This is a genomic window from Flavobacterium sp. P1_E4, assembly GCF_056405915.1.
This window is the reverse complement of sequence record NZ_JBFUBE010000016.1, coordinates 1-21091: the sequence shown is the minus strand read 5'-3', so window position 1 is coordinate 21091 and position 21091 is coordinate 1. Positions and strand designations below refer to the sequence as shown.

Annotated in this window: 16 protein-coding genes; 6 read left to right on the top strand and 10 right to left on the bottom strand. The window is 34.0% G+C overall.

Features of this window, described 5'->3' with window-relative positions; all coding sequences use genetic code 11:
• The first annotated feature begins 210 nt into the window (after window positions 1–210).
• Window positions 211–861 carry a sugar-binding protein gene (locus AC1DY0_RS14220; RefSeq protein WP_477189249.1) on the top strand — a complete coding sequence of 217 codons (651 nt, stop codon included), beginning with the start codon at window positions 211–213 and terminating at the stop codon, window positions 859–861.
• Between the two features lie 228 nt (window positions 862–1089).
• Here the strand turns inward: AC1DY0_RS14220 and kbl are convergent, their stop codons facing one another.
• The 3 genes from kbl to AC1DY0_RS14205 form a co-directional block, all read right to left on the bottom strand.
• Window positions 1090–2283: a glycine C-acetyltransferase gene (kbl, locus tag AC1DY0_RS14215; protein WP_477189248.1), complete on the bottom strand. Its 1194-nt coding sequence runs from the start codon at window positions 2281–2283 to the stop codon at window positions 1090–1092.
• 3 nt (window positions 2284–2286) lie between these two features.
• Window positions 2287–3243: an NAD-dependent epimerase/dehydratase family protein gene (locus AC1DY0_RS14210; protein WP_477189247.1), complete on the bottom strand. Its 957-nt coding sequence runs from the start codon at window positions 3241–3243 to the stop codon at window positions 2287–2289.
• A 562-nt stretch (window positions 3244–3805) separates the two neighbouring features.
• The gene (locus tag AC1DY0_RS14205; protein ID WP_477189246.1) at window positions 3806–4846 is read right to left on the bottom strand and encodes a substrate-binding domain-containing protein; all 1041 of its coding nucleotides are present in this window, start codon (window positions 4844–4846) and stop codon (window positions 3806–3808) included.
• Window positions 4847–5330: 484 nt separating this feature from the next.
• Here AC1DY0_RS14205 and AC1DY0_RS14200 point away from each other — a divergent pair, with 484 nt between their 5' ends.
• From AC1DY0_RS14200 to nagB, 5 genes are all read left to right on the top strand, one after another.
• Window positions 5331–6407 (top strand): mevalonate kinase family protein, encoded by a 1077-nt coding sequence (locus tag AC1DY0_RS14200; protein WP_477189245.1) that lies wholly within the window; start codon window positions 5331–5333, stop codon window positions 6405–6407.
• A gap of 20 nt (window positions 6408–6427) precedes the next feature.
• Window positions 6428–7306 carry a sugar phosphate nucleotidyltransferase gene (locus tag AC1DY0_RS14195; protein ID WP_477189244.1) on the top strand — a complete coding sequence of 293 codons (879 nt, stop codon included), beginning with the start codon at window positions 6428–6430 and terminating at the stop codon, window positions 7304–7306.
• Window positions 7307–7329: 23 nt separating this feature from the next.
• Window positions 7330–8259, top strand: a complete 930-nt coding sequence (locus AC1DY0_RS14190; RefSeq protein ID WP_477189243.1) for an NAD-dependent epimerase/dehydratase family protein — start codon at window positions 7330–7332, stop codon at window positions 8257–8259.
• Window positions 8260–8343: 84 nt separating this feature from the next.
• A complete protein-coding gene (locus AC1DY0_RS14185; RefSeq protein WP_477189242.1) occupies window positions 8344–9726 on the top strand; it encodes a sugar MFS transporter in 1383 nt (460 codons plus the stop codon).
• Between the two features lie 44 nt (window positions 9727–9770).
• The gene (nagB, locus tag AC1DY0_RS14180) at window positions 9771–11699 is read left to right on the top strand and encodes a glucosamine-6-phosphate deaminase (protein WP_477189241.1); all 1929 of its coding nucleotides are present in this window, start codon (window positions 9771–9773) and stop codon (window positions 11697–11699) included.
• 56 nt (window positions 11700–11755) lie between these two features.
• Here nagB and AC1DY0_RS14175 read toward each other — a convergent pair whose 3' ends face one another.
• The 7 genes from AC1DY0_RS14175 to AC1DY0_RS14145 all read right to left on the bottom strand — a co-directional run.
• On the bottom strand, window positions 11756–12271 hold the full coding sequence (locus AC1DY0_RS14175; RefSeq protein WP_477189240.1) for a cupin domain-containing protein: 516 nt from the start codon (window positions 12269–12271) through the stop codon (window positions 11756–11758).
• A 56-nt stretch (window positions 12272–12327) separates the two neighbouring features.
• Window positions 12328–13950: an alpha-amylase family glycosyl hydrolase gene (locus AC1DY0_RS14170; protein WP_477189239.1), complete on the bottom strand. Its 1623-nt coding sequence runs from the start codon at window positions 13948–13950 to the stop codon at window positions 12328–12330.
• A 173-nt stretch (window positions 13951–14123) separates the two neighbouring features.
• On the bottom strand, window positions 14124–14264 hold the full coding sequence (locus AC1DY0_RS14165; protein ID WP_477189238.1) for a hypothetical protein: 141 nt from the start codon (window positions 14262–14264) through the stop codon (window positions 14124–14126).
• Complete coding sequence (locus AC1DY0_RS14160; protein ID WP_477189237.1) at window positions 14248–15966, bottom strand: hypothetical protein; 1719 nt, start codon at window positions 15964–15966, stop codon at window positions 14248–14250. The genes AC1DY0_RS14165 and AC1DY0_RS14160 overlap by 17 nt, the downstream gene beginning before the upstream one ends.
• A 532-nt stretch (window positions 15967–16498) precedes the next feature.
• Window positions 16499–17797, bottom strand: coding sequence for an MFS transporter (locus AC1DY0_RS14155; RefSeq protein WP_477189236.1), 1299 nt, complete (start codon window positions 17795–17797; stop codon window positions 16499–16501).
• Window positions 17790–18851 (bottom strand): glycoside hydrolase family 130 protein, encoded by a 1062-nt coding sequence (locus tag AC1DY0_RS14150; RefSeq protein WP_477189235.1) that lies wholly within the window; start codon window positions 18849–18851, stop codon window positions 17790–17792. Before AC1DY0_RS14150 ends, AC1DY0_RS14155 begins: the two co-directional genes overlap by 8 nt.
• A gap of 26 nt (window positions 18852–18877) precedes the next feature.
• Window positions 18878–21091: hypothetical protein (locus AC1DY0_RS14145; RefSeq protein ID WP_477189234.1), on the bottom strand; the 2214-nt coding region annotated here is incomplete at its 5' end.

The window sequence follows — 21091 nt, the reverse complement described above, 5'->3', positions numbered from 1 at the left end:
AATTAAATAATTACTCTCTAAGGTTATAATTACTCTTTTTTAGAGTTTTATTTGCTTTATTTGTGGTTAAAAATTAGCACTGAAAAAGCACTGTTAATGAGACTACTGAAATGGTGATTTTATAAAGAAATAAATTGAAATTATTTTTAATTATTTTTTACAAAAAATAGTTTGGACTGAGCTTTATCCAAAAAATAAATTCGACATAAAATGAACAACAAAATAAAAGAATACACAGTTAATTTAATCGAAAAAGAACAGTTGATTATCTCCGGAAAAGGAGATGACAATTTGTGGAATAATGCCATGAAGCTAACCGATTTTTGCTCTCCATGGGATAGTGAAAAACCATCAAAAATTACATTTAGGGCACTTTGGGATTCTGAAAAATTATATTTCAGCTTCACTGTCCTAGATTCATCAATTCACATAGAAAAACAGGATGATAGTCTTGATAGTATAAATAATTCGGATAGAGTTGAACTTTTTTTTAGACCTGACGATTCCCTGAATCCTTATTATTGCTTAGAAATGGATACCGATGCTCGATTAATGGATTTTATCGCTTATCCAAATAAGAATTTGGATTTTAGTTGGAATTGGCCAAAGGAAGATATAGTAGTAAAATCATCCATAAAAGAGGATTCTTTCACTGTTGAAGGTTCAATTTCTATGCAATCCTTAAAAGATTTTAATTTAATTAAAAACAACAAAATAGAGACAGGTATATTTAGGGCGAAATATTCTCCAAACGAAAAAGGAAGTTTTGAACCAACCTGGATAACATGGGTAAATCCAGATACAGAAACGCCGAATTTCCATATAGCTTCTTCTTTCGGAACCTTAATTTTAAAAGAGTAGATTTATAAAAACCAAAGTGTTCTTCTAATCATCATGATTTCTAATAAAAAAAAGCACAAAGAGTGCTCTCAGGACGAGCTTGTCTTTTTTGACCATGCTAAAATAAAAAATCGGATATTATTTGAATCAAATAACACCCGATTTTAGCATTCATAACTAACAAACTTTTACATTTTACTGATTTTAATACCTGTAAATTGCTTTTTAAAATCATTTATTAAAGTATTACTACCCTATAATTACTTTCAAATCTTGTCCAACTTTTACAAAAGCCTTAATTGCTTTTTTTATTTGATCTAATTCATGTCCCGCCGAAAGCTGCACTCGTATTCTCGCTTTTCCTTTTGGCACAACTGGGTAGAAAAATCCAATTACATAAATACCTTCTTCCAATAGTTTTCGTGCAAAATCCTGGGCCAGTTGTGCGTCATACAACATAATAGGCACTATCGGATGCAAACCAGGAACAATATCAAATCCGGCAGCAGTCATTTCCTGACGAAAGTATTTTGTATTTTCTTCCAATTTATCTCTTAAATGAGTGGAATCAGTTAAAATTTCAAGTACTTTTAAAGTAGCTCCAACAATGGACGGAGCTATTGTATTTGAAAATAAATAAGGTCTGGAAACTTGTCGTAACAATTCAACGATTTCCTTTCTTGCAGCTGTAAATCCACCCGATGCACCGCCCAATGCTTTTCCATAAGTTCCTGTGATAATATCAACACGATCCATTACATTGTGATATTCATGCACACCTCTCCCCTTTTTCCCAATAAACCCAGTCGAATGGCACTCATCGATCATGACCAAAGCACCATATTTATCTGCCAAGTCACATATTTTATCCAACTGGGCTATTGTTCCATCCATAGAAAATGAACCATCTGTAACAATTAATTTTCGTCTTGAAGAACTAGCTGCTTTTAACTGTTCTTCTAAATCTCCCATATCGTTGTGCTTATACCTGAATCTATTTGCTTTACAAAGGCGAATACCGTCAATTATAGAAGCATGATTAAACTCATCTGATATTACTGCATCTTCAGAAGATAGTAACGGCTCAAAAATCCCCCCATTGGCATCAAATGCAGAAGCATATAAAATACAGTCTTCCATTCCTAAAAACGCAGCTGTTTTTTGTTCCAATTTTTTATGAATATCTTGTGTCCCACATATAAATCTAACTGAAGAAAGCCCAAAACCGTATTTAGTTAAAGTCTGAACTCCAGCCTCAATAACTTCCTCATTCGATGCAAGTCCCAAATAGTTATTTGCACAAAAATTTAATACATTATTTTGAGCTGTTGTATTAATCTCAGCTCCTTGTTTTGAAGTAATTATTCTTTCATTTTTATAAAGTCCGTTAGATTTTATGTTTTCCAACTCCCTTATCAATTCATTTTTTGCTGTCCCGTACATGATCTAACTAATATTAAGTTCGGTAGTATATTTTAGTTTCAATTCTTCAATCATTATGCCTGTCATCGCATCAATATCAAATTGTGGTTTCCAATTCCAATCTGTTCTAGCTGTAGAATCATCAATACTGGATGGCCAACTTTCGGCGATCTTTTGTCTAAAATCTGGTTTGTAAACTATCTCAAATTCTGGATAAATCTTTTGAATGGATTTTGTTAACTCTTCAGGTGAGAAACTCATCCCCGACAAGTTATAAGACGTTCTTACGGTAATGTTTTCTTTGGGCGCTTCCATTAACTCGATGGTAGCTCTGATGGTATCATCCATATAAATCATTGGCAATACTGATGTAGGTTCCAAGAAACATTCGAAAACCTCATTCTTAACTGCTTTATGAAAAATATCAATTGCATAATCTGTTGTACCACCACCCGGCAATGACTGATGTCCAATTACACCTGGATATCTTATGGAACGGATGTCAAGACCATATTTTTCATAATAATATTTGGCCCAATTTTCTCCAGCTACTTTACTAATACCATATACCGTTGAAGGTGCCAAAACATAATCTTGTGGTGTTTGAATCTTTGGAGCATCATTTCCATAAACAGCAATAGAGCTTGGGAAAAATACTTTGTCCATATTGGTCAATCTTGAAACCTCCAAAACATTAAAAAGAGATTTCATATTTATATCCCAAGTACTTAGTGGCGCTTTCTCCCCATTTGCGGATAAAATTGCTGCCAGATGATATATTTGGGTAATTTTAAATTTTAAAACTATTTCTTTTAAGGCATCAAAATCTGTAGCATCAAGAACTTCAAAACAACCATTAAAAGATGAGTTCATGCGTAAATCTGAAGCAATTACATTATCAGCTCCATATTTTTCCTGTAGTTTTTCGGTCAAAACAGAACCTAGTTGTCCACTAGCTCCAACTATTAATATTTTTATCATTTTATAAAACAATTTATTTGTTAGCAGTTCTTCAAGTTGTAATAATTGGGTTAAAAAGCAGTTGGGTTAATTTGTTTCTAAAAAATTACTTTTTCTATTTGATAATATCCAAAAACTCATGATTGAAAGCTCTATAGATTATTGATTCGTTAAGAATAATAATTAATTTAAACAAACATAAAATACTTATTTACAGGCATATATATTTATAAAATAAATTTTAGCAGAATAATATTCATGAAGAAATTAAAACTTTTTTAATTTATTACGTGACGAAATTATAGATTAGATTTTTATAAAACAAGTAAAAATCAATAAAATGTGCTCGAACACATTAAAATAATGTTCTCGAGCACACAAAAATGCAAAGAAGCGCAAAATAAATGGATTATGTCAACGAGTTAAATTAATTAAAACCATTAAAATTGATTAAAGGGATTTTAATCCAAGATATTCTTAGTACAAAACGGATGTTTTGCTGCTAAATAGTTAACCAAAAAAAAATACAGAAGTCAACTAAGCCTTCTGTATTTTTTTTAATCTTATTTATTAAAAGAAAAAACTATTCAATATAAAATGAAGCGTTTTCAGAATTGACTATATCAATAGGCAAAAGGATTGTGTTTGGAATCTCTTTATCAAAAAGGAAAAACTCTATTATAGAGGTAACGCCCAGATAAGTTTGCCTTTTTTGATTTTGATGGATTAAAAAATCGATTACTCCCTGATTCAAATAATTCACGTTATTCTCAATCAAATCATATCCGATGATAGCTATTTTTTTATCCTTTGCCTCACTAATTACCTTAGCTAGTTGATAGGCTTTAGAAGTAGAAATAAAGATTCCAGACAAATCTGGATTTTCATTAAGAAAGTTAGTGAAATTGATTTCAACATTTGGATTTTTTAATTTTAGGGTCGTGATATTATAGTCCTGGTTTTCTTTTTCACTGAAATAATTTCGGAAGCCTCTCTCCTTCTCCTGCATGTGAATTGCATTCTTTATTGATTCGTCAATATGGATAACGGCAATTTGTCCTTTTTTCAAAAGCAAATCCAATAATTTGGCAGCCACTCTTCCACTATGAAATAAGTCCTGACCAACAAAACTCTTTATTGAATCTGATTGAACTTGGTTATTAAAGGTATTTACAATAATATTCAACTCCTCATATTTCTTGATAACCTCCAACGTTTCTTTATGAAATAAAGGTGGTAACAAAACAGCATCTGGCGATTTTTCCAAAACTGTTTCATTAATTTTTAAAAAAGATTTTTTCCCTTCCGGATTAAAGAAAAAAGTCTCAATTGCAAAATTGTATGCTCTAAATTCTTGCACAGCATCTTCAATACCTTTGATACAAGGCAGCCAATAGGGGTCTATTTCAGGATCAGGAAGCAATATACAAATGCGATACACTTTATTGTTCTTTAAATTCCTGGCAATAAGATTCGGTTCGTAGTTTATAACATTTAAAACTTCGTTGATTTTTTTTAAAGCATCATCAGAAACCTTTCCTCTTTTATGCAGAACTCTATCTACAGTTCCTTTCGAAACTCCAGCTAACTGAGCAATATCTTTTATTGTATATTTCTTATCCATATTCGCAAATATATAAGTTTTTCGTTAAGTTTTTAACCCTCATGTATTACTAACAACTATTTTTCCTAATTTATAGAAACAAATGTGTTTGATTTAAATTGAATTATCGTTTTACTATTTCATAACATTTAGAATAATCATTCTTTTAGCTTTTAAACAAAGAGTTCAAAGAAATACTTTATAAATAGTAACTTAAATTTTAAACACAATAGAATCCTAATCAAATTTTAAAATTAACATCAGTAAATCCAGCACATAATTTTGCTAATTTAAGGATACTTTACAAATAATGTGCTCGAAAACACAAATATTGTGTGCTCGAAAACATAAATTTAGTGTGTTCGAGCACATTTTATTGATTTTTACTTGTTTTATTAAAACTTAATATATAATTTCGTTGCGTTGAAAAGGATTTAAAGAATAGTTACCTACATTCATTTTAAATTTAAAACATTAATATACAGCAACTTAACATATTTTATAAGTGAAGAAAATTATATCCTTAGCCCCAGGTCGAACTTGTCTTTTTGGAGACCATCAAGATTATCTTGGATTACCTGTTATAGCATGCGCAATTGACAGAGACATAAAATTAACCGCAGTACAAAATACCACCGACGTATTTAAATTAAATATGATTGATATTAATGAAATAAGAATCATTAACATCAATGAGACTTTTCCAGAATTAAAACCACGTGATTATTTTGCATCTTCATTAAGGGTACTGAGAAGACATGGTTGCATTCCAAATGTTGGATATGATATCACTATAACCGGAGATATTCCAATCAATTCTGGTACATCAAGTTCATCTGCCCTACTAATTGCATGGATCAACTTTTTGATAACCGCATTTGGTGTCGATGAGGAAGTAACACCTGAATTTATTGCACAAATGGGTTATGTTTCTGAGGTATTAGAACATGGAGAACCCGGAGGAATGATGGATCATTATAGCATCAGTATGGGCAATATTGTACATATCAATACAAAAGAACCGTTTCAGTGCTCTATTATTGGTACTGATTTAAAAGGCCTTATCATAGGTGTTTCGGGTGTCCCTAAAGAAACCATTGGGCTAATTGGTGAATTAAAAAATAATGCATTATTGGCGATAGATATTGTAAAACAGAATTATACAGATTTTGATTTAAATACTGCCGAAAATGAAGATTTAAAGAAATATTGCAACTTTTTACCAGATCGTTTGATTCCATATTTCGAAGCGGCAATAAAAAATCATCAATATACTAAACTTGCTTTGAAAGAATTTCAGAAACCAACTCTGGATTTAAAAAAGATTGGTGAATTAATGAATGGACATCATGCCGTTTTGAGAGATTTATTAAAAATCACAGTGCCAAAAATTGATGCTATGATAAATGCCGCATTAAACTCAGGTGCCTACGGAGCAAAAATTGTTGGTTCAGGCGGAGGAGGCTGTATAGTAGCAATTGCTGACCCTAAAAATCAAGACCGAGTTGTACAATCCATTTTGGATGCAGGTGCAAAAGAGGCTTATGCTGTTGGTGTAGATCCTGGAGCAAGAATATTATAATATAATTAAATATAAAAAACATGCATAACAATTTAATTATTTTGGCTGGAGGAGCTTCTTCAAGAATGAAAAAGCAAGCTTCATTGGAAAATTTAAGCAATGAAGAAATCCAACAAGCCAATGAGAGAAGTAAAGGACTTATTGGAGTAGGTCCAAATGGAAGGCCTTTATTAGATTACCTTTTGCTAAATGCTAAAAAAGCCGGATACAAGAACATATATATTATCATTGGTGAACAGGGAGAACTATTCAAAGAATTTTACGGAAGTAAAAATAAAAACAATGATTTTCATGGATTAAACATCTCATTTGCTGTTCAATATATTCCTAAAAACAGAATAAAGCCATTTGGTACAGCAGATGCTTTATTTCAGGCAGTAGAACAGTATCCTGAACTGAACACTCAATTATATTCGGTTTGCAATAGTGATAATTTATATTCAACCAAAGCCCTTTTGGCACTTAGAGAAACGAGTAGCCCGAATGCTTTCATAAGTTATGATCGGGATGCTATGGAATTTCCTTCAGAGCGAATTTCGCGCTTTGCCATTGCAAAATTAGGTACAGATAATCAACTCTTGGATATTCTTGAAAAACCATCGGCTGATAGTATTGAGAATTATAAAGATTCTGAAGGCAAATTAAGAGTAAGTATGAATGCCTTCAAATTTAACGGAGCACTTTTATATCCTTATCTAAAAAACTGTCCTGCTCATCCAGAAAGAGACGAAAAAGAACTTCCAACAGCTCTTTTAAATGCCATAAAAGATCATCCAAATAGGACTGTTGGAATTCCTTTTTCTGAACACGTGCCTGACTTAACAGCAAAAGAAGATATACTCGAGGTAAAAGAATATTTGAAAAAATATTACCCTGAAATAAACTGGCACGAAAACTAGGCAAAAACTCAAAAAAGGAAATCATGAATAAATATGTAATTACAGGAGGAGCTGGCTTTATAGGAAGTCATATTGCCGAATATTTATCAGGAAAAGGACACGAAGTTATCATATTGGATAGTTTAAGAACAGGATTTGAAAAGAATCTCAATGGCTTGAATGTTGAATTCATAAAAGGAGACATTCGGGATAAAGATCTTGTAGATGAACTAGTGCAAGGAGCCAGTGGAATATTTCATTTAGCGGCTTTGGTTAGTGTGCCTGAATCCCTTTTGAACATCAAGGAGTGTATTGAAATAAATACATTGGGAACAATAAATATTTTGGAGGCTGCAAAGAAGAACGACAGCTGTAAAGTGGTGCTGTCGTCTTCTGCGGCAAATTATGGAGATAATCCCATATTACCCAAAATTGAAACAATGTCTCCCGAGCCAATGACTCCTTATGCTGTTACAAAACTAGATGGAGAGTTTTATTTGAAAATGTACCAGGATCAATGGAAAGTCCCTACTGCTTCATTGCGATATTTCAACGTTTTTGGACCCCGTCAAAATCCGCAATCAGCATATGCAGCCGCAGTGCCTATTTTTATAAATAAAGCACTTCAAAATCACCCCATAACTATTTATGGAGATGGTTCACAAACAAGAGATTTTATTTATGTGAAGGATGTTGTTAAAGCAAATATTTTAGCTTCAAAAATGGGTGGAGAAACCTATAATGTAGCTTTGGGATATAGCACTTCTATTTTGGAGCTAGCCAAAAAAATAATCGAAATTACCAACTCAAAATCTCAGATTCAATTTTTAGAAGAAAGACCAGGGGATATTAAACATTCGATTGCAAATCCAACCAAATTTAATCAATTAGGTTTTAAACCAGACTATACGATTGATAGGGCATTACAGGAAACTATTAGTTTCTATGAGAATGAATTAATGCAAATAAAATAGTTACTTCACTAAAGAAGTTTTTTTTATTATACCAAACTACCCAAAAAATCCTTGATTTAAATTATAAATAGTAACAAGAATAGTATGAACGAAATGAATAATTCCCTTGCAAATAAACAGAATAGTACATTGGTGCCAATGGCTATTTTAACCTTTATGTTTTTTATTTTTGGATTTGTGACTTGGTTAAACGGCCCTTTAATTCCGTTTTTCAAGTTAGCATGTGAACTATCCGAATCACAGGCATATTTCGTGACTTTTGCCTTTTATATTGCCTATTTTGTTATGGCAATCCCCTCTTCTTGGTTGATTGAAAAAGTAGGTTATAAAAATGGCTTGTCAATAGGACTGATAATAATTGCATTTGGAGCATTTATGTTTTATCCAGCTGCGGAAACAAGAACTTTTGGTTTATTCTTGGGGGCACTATTCATTATGGGAACTGGTTTGGCTATTTTACAAACTGCCGCCAACCCTTATGTTGTAGTAATTGGTCCTCGCGAAAGTGCAGCTGCGCGTATAAGTATTTTAGGTACGGCCAATAAGTTGGCCGGATTTATAGCACCACTTGCATTAACGACTTTGGTATTGTCTAATATGGCAGATTATACAGTCGATAAAATTGCTGCTCTAGACGCTGCTGCTAAATCAGCAGCATTAGATTCTCTTGCACTACAACTACAAACCCCTTATATTTATATAGGATTAATTATTCTCGTTTTAGCTATATTGGTTAAATTTTCTCCACTTCCAGAAATAAGCCTCGATGAAGATGGAAATGTAGCACATCTAAGCATTTTTCAGCAAATTAGAGATGTATTAAAACGTCCTCAATTAGTTTTGGGTGTGATAACTTTGATGTTGTATATAGCCGCAGAAGTTTTAGCAGGAGATTCAATAGGCAGTTTCGGAAAAAAATTAGGGGTATACGGTGATAATGGTGATTTTTATTTAAAGCTGACTTCCTTTACTATGACCGCAATGGTTATAGGCTACATTTTAGGAATGACTTTAATTCCAAAATATGTTTCTCAGATCACAGCATTAAAAATTTCAGGTTTACTGGGTGTTATTTTGGTACTGTCAATTGTATCTGTTTCACCTAATACGATGATTGCAATACCTGGAATTCCAGTATTACCACTCGTAATTATTTTGGTGGCGTTGATGGGACTTTCAAACGCACTATGTTGGCCCGCAATTTGGCCTATGGCACTTCAAGACTTGGGAGGTTATACCAAAATTGGTGGTGCAATGCTAATTATGGCAATTATTGGTGGTGCCATTTTTCCATTAATGTATGGTGCATTAGCCGATTCCATTAATATAACAAACCAAGCTCAAGTAATTGAGGCAACAACAAAAAGCGGAAATCAACTCGCCTATTTAATATTATTGCCCTCTTACTTTATGATTCTGTTTTTTGCAATAAAAGGGCACAAATACAGAAGCTGGTCTAGAGCCTAAAATAATAGCACAGTAAAAGAAACAGTAACATAATAAATCAAAAAATGTTAAAGAGCAATATAGATAAGTCAACAGGATTTGAAAAAAGATTTGAGAACATTAACACCTTTGTTTTTGATAACTCAACTTCGGCATCGATGGCTGTTGCAAAAGAAATAGCGAATCTTATCCAATTAAAACAAAAGAATAATGAATCTTGCATATTAGGACTGGCAACAGGATCTTCGCCAAAAGGATTATATGCCGAATTGGTGCGAATGCACAAGGAAGAAGGGCTGAGTTTCAAAAATGTGATTTCATTCAATCTGGATGAATATTACCCTATGGAGCCCGATTCCATAAATAGTTACGTGCGATTTATGAAAGAATTGTTGTTTGACCAGGTTGATATCTTACCTGAAAACATCCATATTCCCGACGGAACTTTGTCAAAAGAAGAAATTGCGGATTATTGCGCCAGTTATGAAGCCAAAATAGAGGCTTTGGGAGGTATTGATTTGCAGATTTTAGGAATTGGTGGTAATGGTCATATTGGATTCAATGAATCGGGATCTTTGCAGAATTCCAAAACAAGATTGGTGGCATTAGACCATATCACAAGGGTGGCGGCAAGCGGCGATTTCTCCGGATTAAGCAATACTCCGAGAACAGCCATCACACTTGGTGTAAAAAAAATAATGGAGGCCAAACAGGTTATTCTAATGGCTTGGGGCGAAGGAAAATCTAACATTATCAAAGCTTCTGTTGAAGGTACAGTGACGAATCAGATACCAGCTTCCTTTTTACAGGAACATAAAAATGCCGTTTTTGTTTTAGACAAAGAGGCTTCCTCAAAACTGACAAGAATCAACACTCCTTGGCTGGTTGAAAAAATTGTGTGGACCGATAAATTGATTCGAAAAGCAGTATTGGGTTTGGCGCTTCATCTAAAGAAGCCTATTTTAATGCTTACCGATGCAGATTATATAGAAAACGGGATGAGCGATTTATTAGCCGATTCTGGACCAGCCTACGACATCAACATCAAAATATTCAATAAATTACAGAATACAATTACAGGATGGCCTGGGGGAAAACCCAATGCAGATGATTCGAACAGACCCGAAAGAGCGGAACCTTCAAAAAAAAGAGTACTGATTTTCAGTCCGCATCCAGATGATGACATCATCAGTATGGGTGGCACTTTCATGAGACTAGAGCAGCAAGGACATGAAGTGCACGTGGCCTACCAAACTTCGGGAAATATTGCGGTGGCCGATGATGAGGCACTGCGATTTGCAAGTTTTGTTTGTGACTACAATGAAAAATTCGGAATAAAAAGCGTTGAAGCGGAGAATGTCTACAAAAAGGCAGAGGCATTTCTTAAAAATAAAAAAGCCAGCGAAATAGACATTCCGGAAGTTCGATACTTAAAAGGGTTAATCAGAAAAGGGGAAGCCCGTTCAACGAGCCATTTTGTCGGTTTGCCAGACGAACAAATTCATTTTATGGAGCTTCCTTTCTATGAAACCGGAACAATCGAGAAAAAACCTTTGGGAGAAGAGGATATCCAATTAACTATGAATCTTATCGAAAAGATTAAACCACATCAAATCTACGCGGCTGGTGATTTGGCAGATCCGCACGGTACACACAAAGTCTGTTTAGATGCCATTTTTGAAGCCGTTAAACGATTGAAATCAAAAGATTTCATGGAAGATTGCTGGGTATGGTTATACAGGGGAGCTTGGCAGGAATGGGGAATCGATGAAATTGAAATGGCTGTGCCAATGAGTCCTGATCAGGTATTGTCCAAAAGACAGGGAATATTCAAACACCAGTCCCAAAAAGACGGTGTAGTGTTCCAAGGATCGGATGCTAGGGAATTCTGGCAAAGAGCCGAAGACAGAAATCGAGAAACTGCAATGTTTTACCAACAACTCGGACTTTCTACTTATGCCGCTATGGAAGCTTTTGTTCGATGGGAATATTAAATTCCTTTCTGTTTAAATATTAAAAGGGGGCTATTTGCCCCCTTTTAATATTTAATTTATCGACCAAAATCATCCTGCAATCGAACAATATCTTCCTCGTCTGAAGGATTTTCTGGATCGGTATGTTCCCAGATTTCGGCAACTATACCCCATGATTCCAGTCCAATTAAGCGATGGCGTTCCCCTTTGTCCATTTGGATAAAACTTCCTGGAGAAAGTTTTTGCAACTCCCCTTCTTCATCTGTTAAGCTTGTTTTTACACCAACTATACCCGAGACTATTTCCCATATTTCTGCTCTGCGAAAATGATATTGCCATGACAATCGTTTATTGGGAGCTACCACCAAAATTTTCGGGCTTAACTTATTTGTTATTTCAATGTTTTCCATATCCAAATGCGGAAAAAATTTAGTAGCGAAAGCTTTTGCCTGACTTTCATCAATTACAAAAAAACCTCCCCATGGTCGGGTTTGATCTTGTTTAACTATTGTAAAATTTTCTTTTTTTAGTGCTTCTGAAATTTGTTCAAAAACAGCACTCTTATCTAAATTATTTGAGATATTTAAATTCATTTTTTTAGTTTTATTTTTAATGTAAATGTTCTGCTTGAAATTAAAGTTTGTTAATTCTAATTCCTGTAAATAATAAAATTGTTTGTTTTTAATTGGGTACTGCCCATTAAAATTTCACCTCCTTTTGGAAGGTTTATTTTCTTTTCCGAACCAAAATTAATTACGACTGTAATTTGATCTCCTTCAAAAGATCGTGTGAACAAAATTTGGTCATCTATATGCTCAAGTCTATTGTAATTACCATATTGCAAGACTTTTTCATTATTTCTTAAGGTTATCAACTTTTTGTAGCGATTCAGAATTGAATTTTCATTGTTCAATAACTCCTCGACATTGTTTTTTTGGAAATCAGAATTAATTTTAATCCATGTTTTTTTATTTGAAAATCCTGCAAAAGGATTTCCATTCCACTGCATTGGACTACGGGATTTATCACGATTGTGTTCATTTCCTTCCAAAAGTGATTCAACAGAATTTTTTCCTTTGGCAAGTGCCAATTCATAATGCGTTTTTCCCTGAATATCCACCATTTCTTCCAGATTATTAGCAATGATATTATGCATCCCGATTTCTTCACCATAGTACACAAAAGGAACTCCTTTCGCGGTAAGCATCAAAGCCGCTAATGCCAAAGCTCTGTCTGGATTTCCATCTGCCAATCGATCAATCATTCGAGGCATATCATGACTTCCAAAAAACAAGGTTGGATAATTACTCATGTTTTTTTCCATGCTTTGCAACTCATCAAAAATACGTTTTGAGGAAAATGTTTTGATGCTTCCAAAGTTGAAATTAAAAACCACATCCAATAAATCCTGCGATTGGTATTGTTTCAGAACTTCAATTTTATCGCTTCCAATTTCTCCAACTACAAAACGATTATCATACTCGTTCACGGTCGATTTTATGATTCGAATGGCATTTTTAACACCGGTTTGATCAATATCATTTATGTGTTGTTGCTTACCATCTTTAAAAGGATTGTCGGTTGTAATTCCGTCAGTACTCAAAAAATTAATCACATCCAGTCGAAAACCATCTACACCAGAATCCAACCAAAAGCGAAGGACTTTTTGCACCTCAGCCACCACTTTTGGATTAGACCAGTTGAGATCGGCCATTTTTTTATCAAACTTATGATAATAGTATTGATTGGTCAAAGTGTCTATTTCCCAAGCAGTTCCTCCAAAAAATGATTCCCAATTATTGGGCTGATCTTTCCAAATATAATAATCACGATACGGATTGTCTTTTGATTTTCGAGATTCTTGAAACCACTTACAATTGGTGGAAGTGTGATTCAAAACCATGTCCATAATGACTTTGATTCCCCTTTTGTGGGCTTCTTTCAAAAAAACATCAAAATCACTCTTACTTCCATAAGTAGGATCTACCTCATAATAATTGGCAATATCATAGCCATTGTCAACCTTGGGAGAAGTCAGGAAAGGAGTCAGCCAAATTCCTTTTATACCCAGCGATTGCAGGTAATCCAACTTGGCAGTCATTCCTTTAAAATCACCATATCCGTCACCATTGCTGTCTGCATAACTCGGCATATAGATTTGATAAAACACGGATTCTTTCCACCATTTATTTTCTGTGTTTTGTGCTTTTGAAGAACCGGTATCAAACAAAGAGAAAGAAAGGAGCACGATAATGATAAATTTAGATTGCATAAGTATAGATTTTATTTTGTAGCCATTCAATCAATTCTAAGTACAAAAGTTTATTTTTTCAAAGTATTAAATTGCCTCCAGCTTTAGCTGGAGGAGCATAAAATGAGCAATATAATGAAATGGCTTTAGCCAAAAAAGATATAATTTTCGGCTAAAGCCAATTTGAGATTCATTCATTTTCCTCCAGCTAAAGCTGGAGGCAATTCAACTAAAGCTGGAGGCAATTCAGCTAAAACTGGAGGCAATTCAACTAAAGCTACAGGCAATTCAAAATCATTGATAGTTTGAATAGCAATTCTATTTTTTATTTTCAAAATTATAATCAACTACAATTCCGTTGACCAACATTTTTGAGCCAGAATAGGTTATTTTTCCATTAGAGGGAACGATAACAATTACAGCCGAATTTAATCCCGTGATTTTAATATTTGCGGAAGCGGATACATTTTTCGCAGCAAAACTGCCTGTAACAGTATTATATAAATTTACTTTTTTTCCTTTTCCTGTTTTTATAGATACCGTTTTGTCTGTAGTATATGGGTTATAATATAAAAACGAAGGATAGGCCTTATCTCTATAAAAATCGGTTGCCAAAAGATTCAATTGCAGAATCCCTTTAATATTGGTTGGACGAATAATGCTCCCAAAAATACCAACATGACCACTTCCATACACACTAAATTGAGATTCTTCTGGATTTTGACCCGGTACCCAAAGCGGACCGTCGCCTTGTGCTACAGGACCTTTTAAAGTTTCATGAGCTTTGTAACTCGATTGACGAATAATTCCTTCATACCCTATTACTCCTTTGGTAACTTCGGCCAATTGTGGAATAGTTTCATGTTCATCCGGCATATACTGCGGATAAAAATAACGGGACGCGTTTGCTGCATTCAACATCCATTTTCCAATAGCTGTAGCATACGATTGATTATAACGAACCATAGGTACCATTGGCCAAGCCATATCATAAGTGTTCATCAAAAAACCATAGCCACCATGATCTACCGTACTACCAACGGTTCCGGATATATCCATTCCATTCCAATTACCCACTAATACACCCCAACCTTCACGACAGATTGCTGTTCCGTCAAAAGTCCAGCCCAACATTTTGTCAGTTTCAAATTGCTTACCTTCTTCGGCATTTATTCTGGCTGACAAATAGGCTCCAAAAGGCATTAATAATTCATAAGTTGGATTTATAGTTTGTGATTGTAATGCAGTTAATGCACTCTTTGCTCCTTTTAAATACCTTTGGTCACCAAACTTTTTATACGCTGCATACAAAACCCAAGCATGACCAGCTGCTGCATCAGGCTGTGCACAGATGTTATTTTTCATGGGTTTCATTTTTCCATAATCAAAATAGGAATAGTCATAATTTCCATTCAATATTGAATCGGCCATTAAAAACTTTTCGGCTATACTTTTTGCTATTTCATCAAATCCAGGTTCATTTGGATATTGGTTATAAATTGCATAAAACAAAAGATTTGGATATACATCATACCACCAGTCACGACCATAGCCTCCTCCTAGCAAAGCGACTTCCGGACAGGTATTATTCATCATAATATTCCAACCTGTATCTTTGTTAAAATAGTTTTTTAACATGCCAACATAATTCAGATTTTGCTGCTTGGTCTTGTCAATTCCAACTAAAGTAGCTCCTAAAGTGGCTCCCATAGTTGCCAATGCTTCATGAAACATTCCTTTATTATTTACTCCCTGTCGTACATCGGCCACGGCAGTGTACATTCCTACGACATCTTGAGGAAAATTCTTTTTACTGTTGTCCATCCATACCATAGGCCAATATTTTCCTTTGGCATTAAAATCAAACACCGTTTTATCAAAACGAAGTGCCAATTCCTTATAATCAATGATTTCCAAATGGGCAGGAATATTGGGCATTTGCTCTACACGAGCTATCTTTTTTTGTGCAACTTGTGCATTTATACTGGTGCTTAAAAATAGCAACCCCAAAATGGCAATTTTAAAATACGTTTTCATCTTTAGAATTTAGAATAAAAATTATGAGCATCCGTGATTAATACCAAACCTATAAAACTGGCAACTGATTACTCAGATTTTGTTTTGCCAATTCTTTTTTACAATTTTTTTATAGTTCTTCTGTACTATTCGTATAGATATTCTATACGATTTGCATAGTCATTCTATATGATTTGTATAGATATTCTATACGACTTATATAGATATTCTATACGATTTGTATAGATATTCTATACGTTTTATATAAATATTCTATACGATTTGCATAGATATTCTATACGATTTATATAGATATTCTATACGATTTGCATAGAATAATTATATGATTTATATAGTCATTCTATACGATTTACAAAAATTACATCCAGATAAACATTAGGCGACAAATTGGCTAAATATTTACTCTGTACACTTGGATGGACTTGATACTACTGAACTAACAAAGCTTTTAAAACAGAAACAAAGACGATTTTAAATTATGCTCAATTACATCCTAAATCGTTAATCAAAATCCCTAATATCAAATCTTTTTTTAAACAATATGTTCTGCAACATGATCTAGAACTTTCGGATCTATAAGTTCTAACTCTGTATTTTCTGGAGAAAGTCTATTCCCTTCGGCAATTATTTTTTTACTGATATAAATAGAGCATAATTGCAAGAGTGCAATAATACCAATGGCATAACGCAAGGCAAAGTCTTCTGAAAGAGTGTAATATAAAACCAAGAATGTTCCAGCTCCGCAAAGTCTTCCAACATACAATCCCGCTTCATGATTTAAAATATAAGTGAACTCTCCTCTTTTCTCAATATGGGAAACAATATCAATAACTCTCAATTGAATCGGAAAATAAGCTAAATCCATTAGAGGTTTGGCGATCAACAATAGTAATAAGAATATAATTACTCCCGTTTTATTATAAAAGAATCCATTCAAACAAGCTCCCAAAGCGAAAAGAATAAGCCCTGCAGAGAATATTTTTATTCTATCTGATGGTTTAGAAAAACGGCCAATTAGGTAAATAACGATGGCAGCCAATATAGCTCCAATCGATTGGGCATTCCCTAATACGCCTTCTTCTCCCAATAATTTAAAAATAAGCATTGCTGGTGCGGTTACCAAGAATCCTTGTGCCAAACCTTTGAAGGTAGCCAAAGATAATAGTTTATACCATAACGGATGAAACTTGAAAAAGATATATTGTTTTTGTGCTGGGTTTTCAAATTTTCCTCTGAAACAAACAACCGAAGCTACAATTGTGATTAGAAAAACAACTCCTGTAATGATAATATAGGCGCTATGTTTTTCAGCTTCGCCAGTTTTAGATTGAATAAACCAACCTATAGTGGCGGGAATTACAATTGCAATTATCGTATAGAAAAAAGTCTCCAAACCATAATAATAGTTACGGTTTTTGTCATTTGTAATGGCCAGTGCCAAATAATCCCTGTTTGACCAATACAAACCAAACGACATTCCCATGGTAATCCCAGCGATTCCAATACCGGTTAAATCCAATATTTTGAACGACATCATGATAATCATAGCAACACCGCTCATCATCATTCCCAAGGAATACAATTTACGAATATTAAAATGTTTCAACAGAAAACCATTCAATAAAAAGGTAAGCGGAATCCCAGTATAAATAGCCAATTGATAAATAACTACTTTGGAAGTGTCATTGGAGTTTCTCATGATATACGCTGCCACGAAAATATCGATTACAGGCAACACTAAAGCATAGACCAAATTTGTAAAAATTAGGATGCGAAAATTACGGGTCTGACTTTGAAAATGATCAATTTCAGTTTGGATTTTTTTAAACATGGTTAAATTTTAAAAGTGAATAGATTTCTTTGATTGAAAATTTAGCACCACACACAAATTCATCCGAAGCACCATAATAAAATGTAATGGTATCTCCGTCTGGTTCTACAATGTGACCGTTTGTGAATACTACATTCCCGAAGAAACCAGTTAATTCATATTCTGCTGTAGGAACCATAATTGGCAATTCCGTTTGAGCAATCACTTTTGAAGGATCTTCTAAGTCCATTAAGAATGCACCCAAACAATACTGATGATTTTCATTGGCACCATGATAAATTGACAACCATCCCTTTTCTGTTTTTATTGGCGCAGCTCCTGCACCAACTCTTTTGCTATCCCAAAGACCTTTTCTTGTTTTGATAATACATTTATGATTTCCCCAGTGCAATCCGTCTGGAGATGACGCAATCCATATATAATTCCCTCCAATTTCTACACTACTAGGACGATGAAGAGCATAGAACAGACCGTTTATTTTTTCTTCAAAAATGGCACAGTCTTTATTATGAGCTGGTAATATCATACCATGTTTCTCAAAATTTTTCCAATCGGTGGTAGTACGTAAACCTACACCAACCCCATTGTCTGAAACCGAAGTAAAAGTCAGGTAATATTTTCCTTCTATCAAAGCGACCCTACAATCTTCTATTCCAAAAGCCTCCAAAATTCCTTCGCCTACCAATAATGGATAGCCTTCTGGCTCATAAAAATTGACACCATCTTCGCTACACAATAACCTTAAATGGGAAAGGGTAGTTAAATAATCAACACCTTTGTAATTAATTATTCTTGCATCAGAAGCATCTAACTCTGGTGCATTTGTTAGTATTTCAATAATTTCGGTACCTGTTTCAGTAAGTATAGGAAATGAAATTATTCCTTCTTTTTGTTCGGGTCTTTCGGCAACTCTTACCAACAACCAAGTTTTACCCTCATATTGAAATACACCTGGATTTAACAAACACGTAATTTGTAAACCATCAATGCTTGCTGGCAAATCTTTTGGTGATAATAATGGGTTTTGTTCGAATCGTTTTGCTATGTCTTTCATTCTCTTCAATTTTAGTTTTTTATTTTCTAATTCTTAGTTTTAAAGTCTGGATCCATTTTTGGCGTTCTGCTGCCTAACACCTCATCTGCCATCAGAATAAATACATTCCAACACAAACCTCGCGTTGAAGGCCACCATGAATCGGTTGTTGTCCATTTTGTTGGGATGAATTCTTTGCTGTAAGGCCATTCCGGATTGAGGTTAATTTCGGCCCAAGCTCTATTCTCCATAATTTTTTCAGCATTCTTCCACCCATGTTTTGCTCCGACCACATAAGCACAATATTCAGCACGAAACCAACTGCCCCCATTGTAATATATTCCGTCATTAGCCCCTCCTACATAATTTGATTTTCCAAATTCACCAAAAGGCTGGTAATCGGTATTCATAAACGAATATCCTTTTTTATTTTTAGTCAGTTGAATAATTAAAGGCGCTGTTGTACCGTATTCGGGATGTGGAGAATTGGGTACTTTATTCAGCAATGGAATTTGATTCAAATGATTTATAACCATTTCATCTGTCAAAACAGGATGCTTAAATAACCATAGAGAATAGAATTCTGGCTCTAAATCAGTTATTGCTATAATGTCTGGGAATTGTTTGTCGTATAAAAGATGTTTTCTTTTTACATCATAAAAATTACGATATTCTGTTTCTGCTTTTTCAATATAGGAATCAGATATTTCATAACCCAATTCTTTTATAGTTCGCAAAGCAATCGCCAGCATCCCTTGATTGACGGCAAGTCTATCAGTTTTTGGATTAAAATCAAGAACATCTACTTGGCACAAAGGAAAATGTGATTTGCACTTTCCGTCTTTGTCATCATCAAATTCATTTAAGACAAAATCGACTGCTTTATCAATTTTATCTTTTGGCAACTCAACGCCAAAACGTCTTTTGTTCATCATCGCCCAAATCAAGAACTGAATGGTAGCTTCGTTGTCTTTTACTTCAATCGAACCCATATAAGGCGTTATAATGGTACCAACTGCTCCTTTTTGATTTTGGGTTTGCGCCCATTTATTCCAAATAGACAGATTGAGTTCCTTATTATAACTTGACACTATCGAAAAAAAAGAATCTCTATTATACATATCAGGCGAATAGTTCATATTCGGAACATTGAAAGGCGAAAAATCATCAATCGAAGTAATCCAAGTAAGCATATTAAAATTGGCATACATCATTTTTTCTATTTGCGATCCTTCAAATTTTTTGGCTTCCGCCAAACGGGTTTGAGAAGAAATAACAAAATCATGATGATTGATAAATGGCTCAACAAAAATGTACGTTGTTTTAGTCACCGTTTCGCCCATAGCTATCTTATTATAAGACTCTATAGCTGGCTCATGTGCTACAATTTGAAGATTCTTTATCTGAAGTGAACAGTCTTTTCCATCATTTGCTCCAATAAACAAAGAAACGCTGTCTTTTTCAATATAAGGAACCAAAATACTTCCTTTAAAAATGGTCCACTCCTTTTCTTGAGTGGGAAACTTATCAATGTATTTTATTCCGTTTTCTAATTCAACTGTTTTCTTGCCATTTTTGATTCTGAACAATTTTAATGCAAGTGGCGTAGATCCCTTAGATAGGAATGAAACCGTATATATTTTTTGATCTTTGAAAGGAGCAATCATTTCAAAACCAGATTGCTCATTTGAATTAATATTTAATTTATAAATACTGTCATTTTTACTAATTTCAACAGAACCAACTTTCTTATATTGATTATTGAGTTGTAATTTCAGTTCTTTTCCCGAATCTAAATTATAAAGTTCACCAAAGGTTTGTTTGATATAATTTTGATTTTTAGCTCTTTCCTCTAAAGTTGCCACAGATACTAAATTTGGATCAGGAAGTTTTCTCATACCTACAAATCCACCACCATGACCGTTAAAGCGTCTTCGGGTTGTTCTTGTATAATGATTTTTATAACCTGCGTCCATTAAGAAACCAACTACCAAATTATCTGGTGTTACAAATCCTGCTGAAGGAAACATTTCATGTGCAAAACCTCCCGGAAAATTATCATATTCAAAGGTTACGTATTTTGAAGGTGTTTGTGCCGGTTTTGACGTTTCGGTCAAAGTGTAATATATAATTGGCATCCCCGTTTGGGTAATATCAATTTTCTTTTTTACAATATTTTTATTGATAACTTCATACGAAACGGTAACCGAAATATTCAAATCAAAGTCTGCTAGATAGGTTTTTCGGGTTAGTTCCATATT

What these genes read in the sequence shown, in the direction of transcription:
- AC1DY0_RS14160 (WP_477189237.1), bottom strand. Translation starts at nt 15,966, where the DNA reads ATGAAAACGTATTTTAAAATTGCCATTTTGGGGTTGCTATTTTTAAGC.
- AC1DY0_RS14195 (WP_477189244.1), top strand. Translation starts at nt 6,428, where the DNA reads ATGCATAACAATTTAATTATTTTGGCTGGAGGAGCTTCTTCAAGAATG.
- nagB (WP_477189241.1), top strand. Translation starts at nt 9,771, where the DNA reads ATGTTAAAGAGCAATATAGATAAGTCAACAGGATTTGAAAAAAGATTT.
- AC1DY0_RS14210 (WP_477189247.1), bottom strand. Translation starts at nt 3,243, where the DNA reads ATGATAAAAATATTAATAGTTGGAGCTAGTGGACAACTAGGTTCTGTT.
- AC1DY0_RS14155 (WP_477189236.1), bottom strand. Translation starts at nt 17,797, where the DNA reads ATGTTTAAAAAAATCCAAACTGAAATTGATCATTTTCAAAGTCAGACC.
- AC1DY0_RS14170 (WP_477189239.1), bottom strand. Translation starts at nt 13,950, where the DNA reads ATGCAATCTAAATTTATCATTATCGTGCTCCTTTCTTTCTCTTTGTTT.
- AC1DY0_RS14190 (WP_477189243.1), top strand. Translation starts at nt 7,330, where the DNA reads ATGAATAAATATGTAATTACAGGAGGAGCTGGCTTTATAGGAAGTCAT.
- AC1DY0_RS14175 (WP_477189240.1), bottom strand. Translation starts at nt 12,271, where the DNA reads ATGAATTTAAATATCTCAAATAATTTAGATAAGAGTGCTGTTTTTGAA.
- AC1DY0_RS14185 (WP_477189242.1), top strand. Translation starts at nt 8,344, where the DNA reads ATGAACGAAATGAATAATTCCCTTGCAAATAAACAGAATAGTACATTG.
- AC1DY0_RS14220 (WP_477189249.1), top strand. Translation starts at nt 211, where the DNA reads ATGAACAACAAAATAAAAGAATACACAGTTAATTTAATCGAAAAAGAA.
- AC1DY0_RS14150 (WP_477189235.1), bottom strand. Translation starts at nt 18,851, where the DNA reads ATGAAAGACATAGCAAAACGATTCGAACAAAACCCATTATTATCACCA.
- AC1DY0_RS14205 (WP_477189246.1), bottom strand. Translation starts at nt 4,846, where the DNA reads ATGGATAAGAAATATACAATAAAAGATATTGCTCAGTTAGCTGGAGTT.
- kbl (WP_477189248.1), bottom strand. Translation starts at nt 2,283, where the DNA reads ATGTACGGGACAGCAAAAAATGAATTGATAAGGGAGTTGGAAAACATA.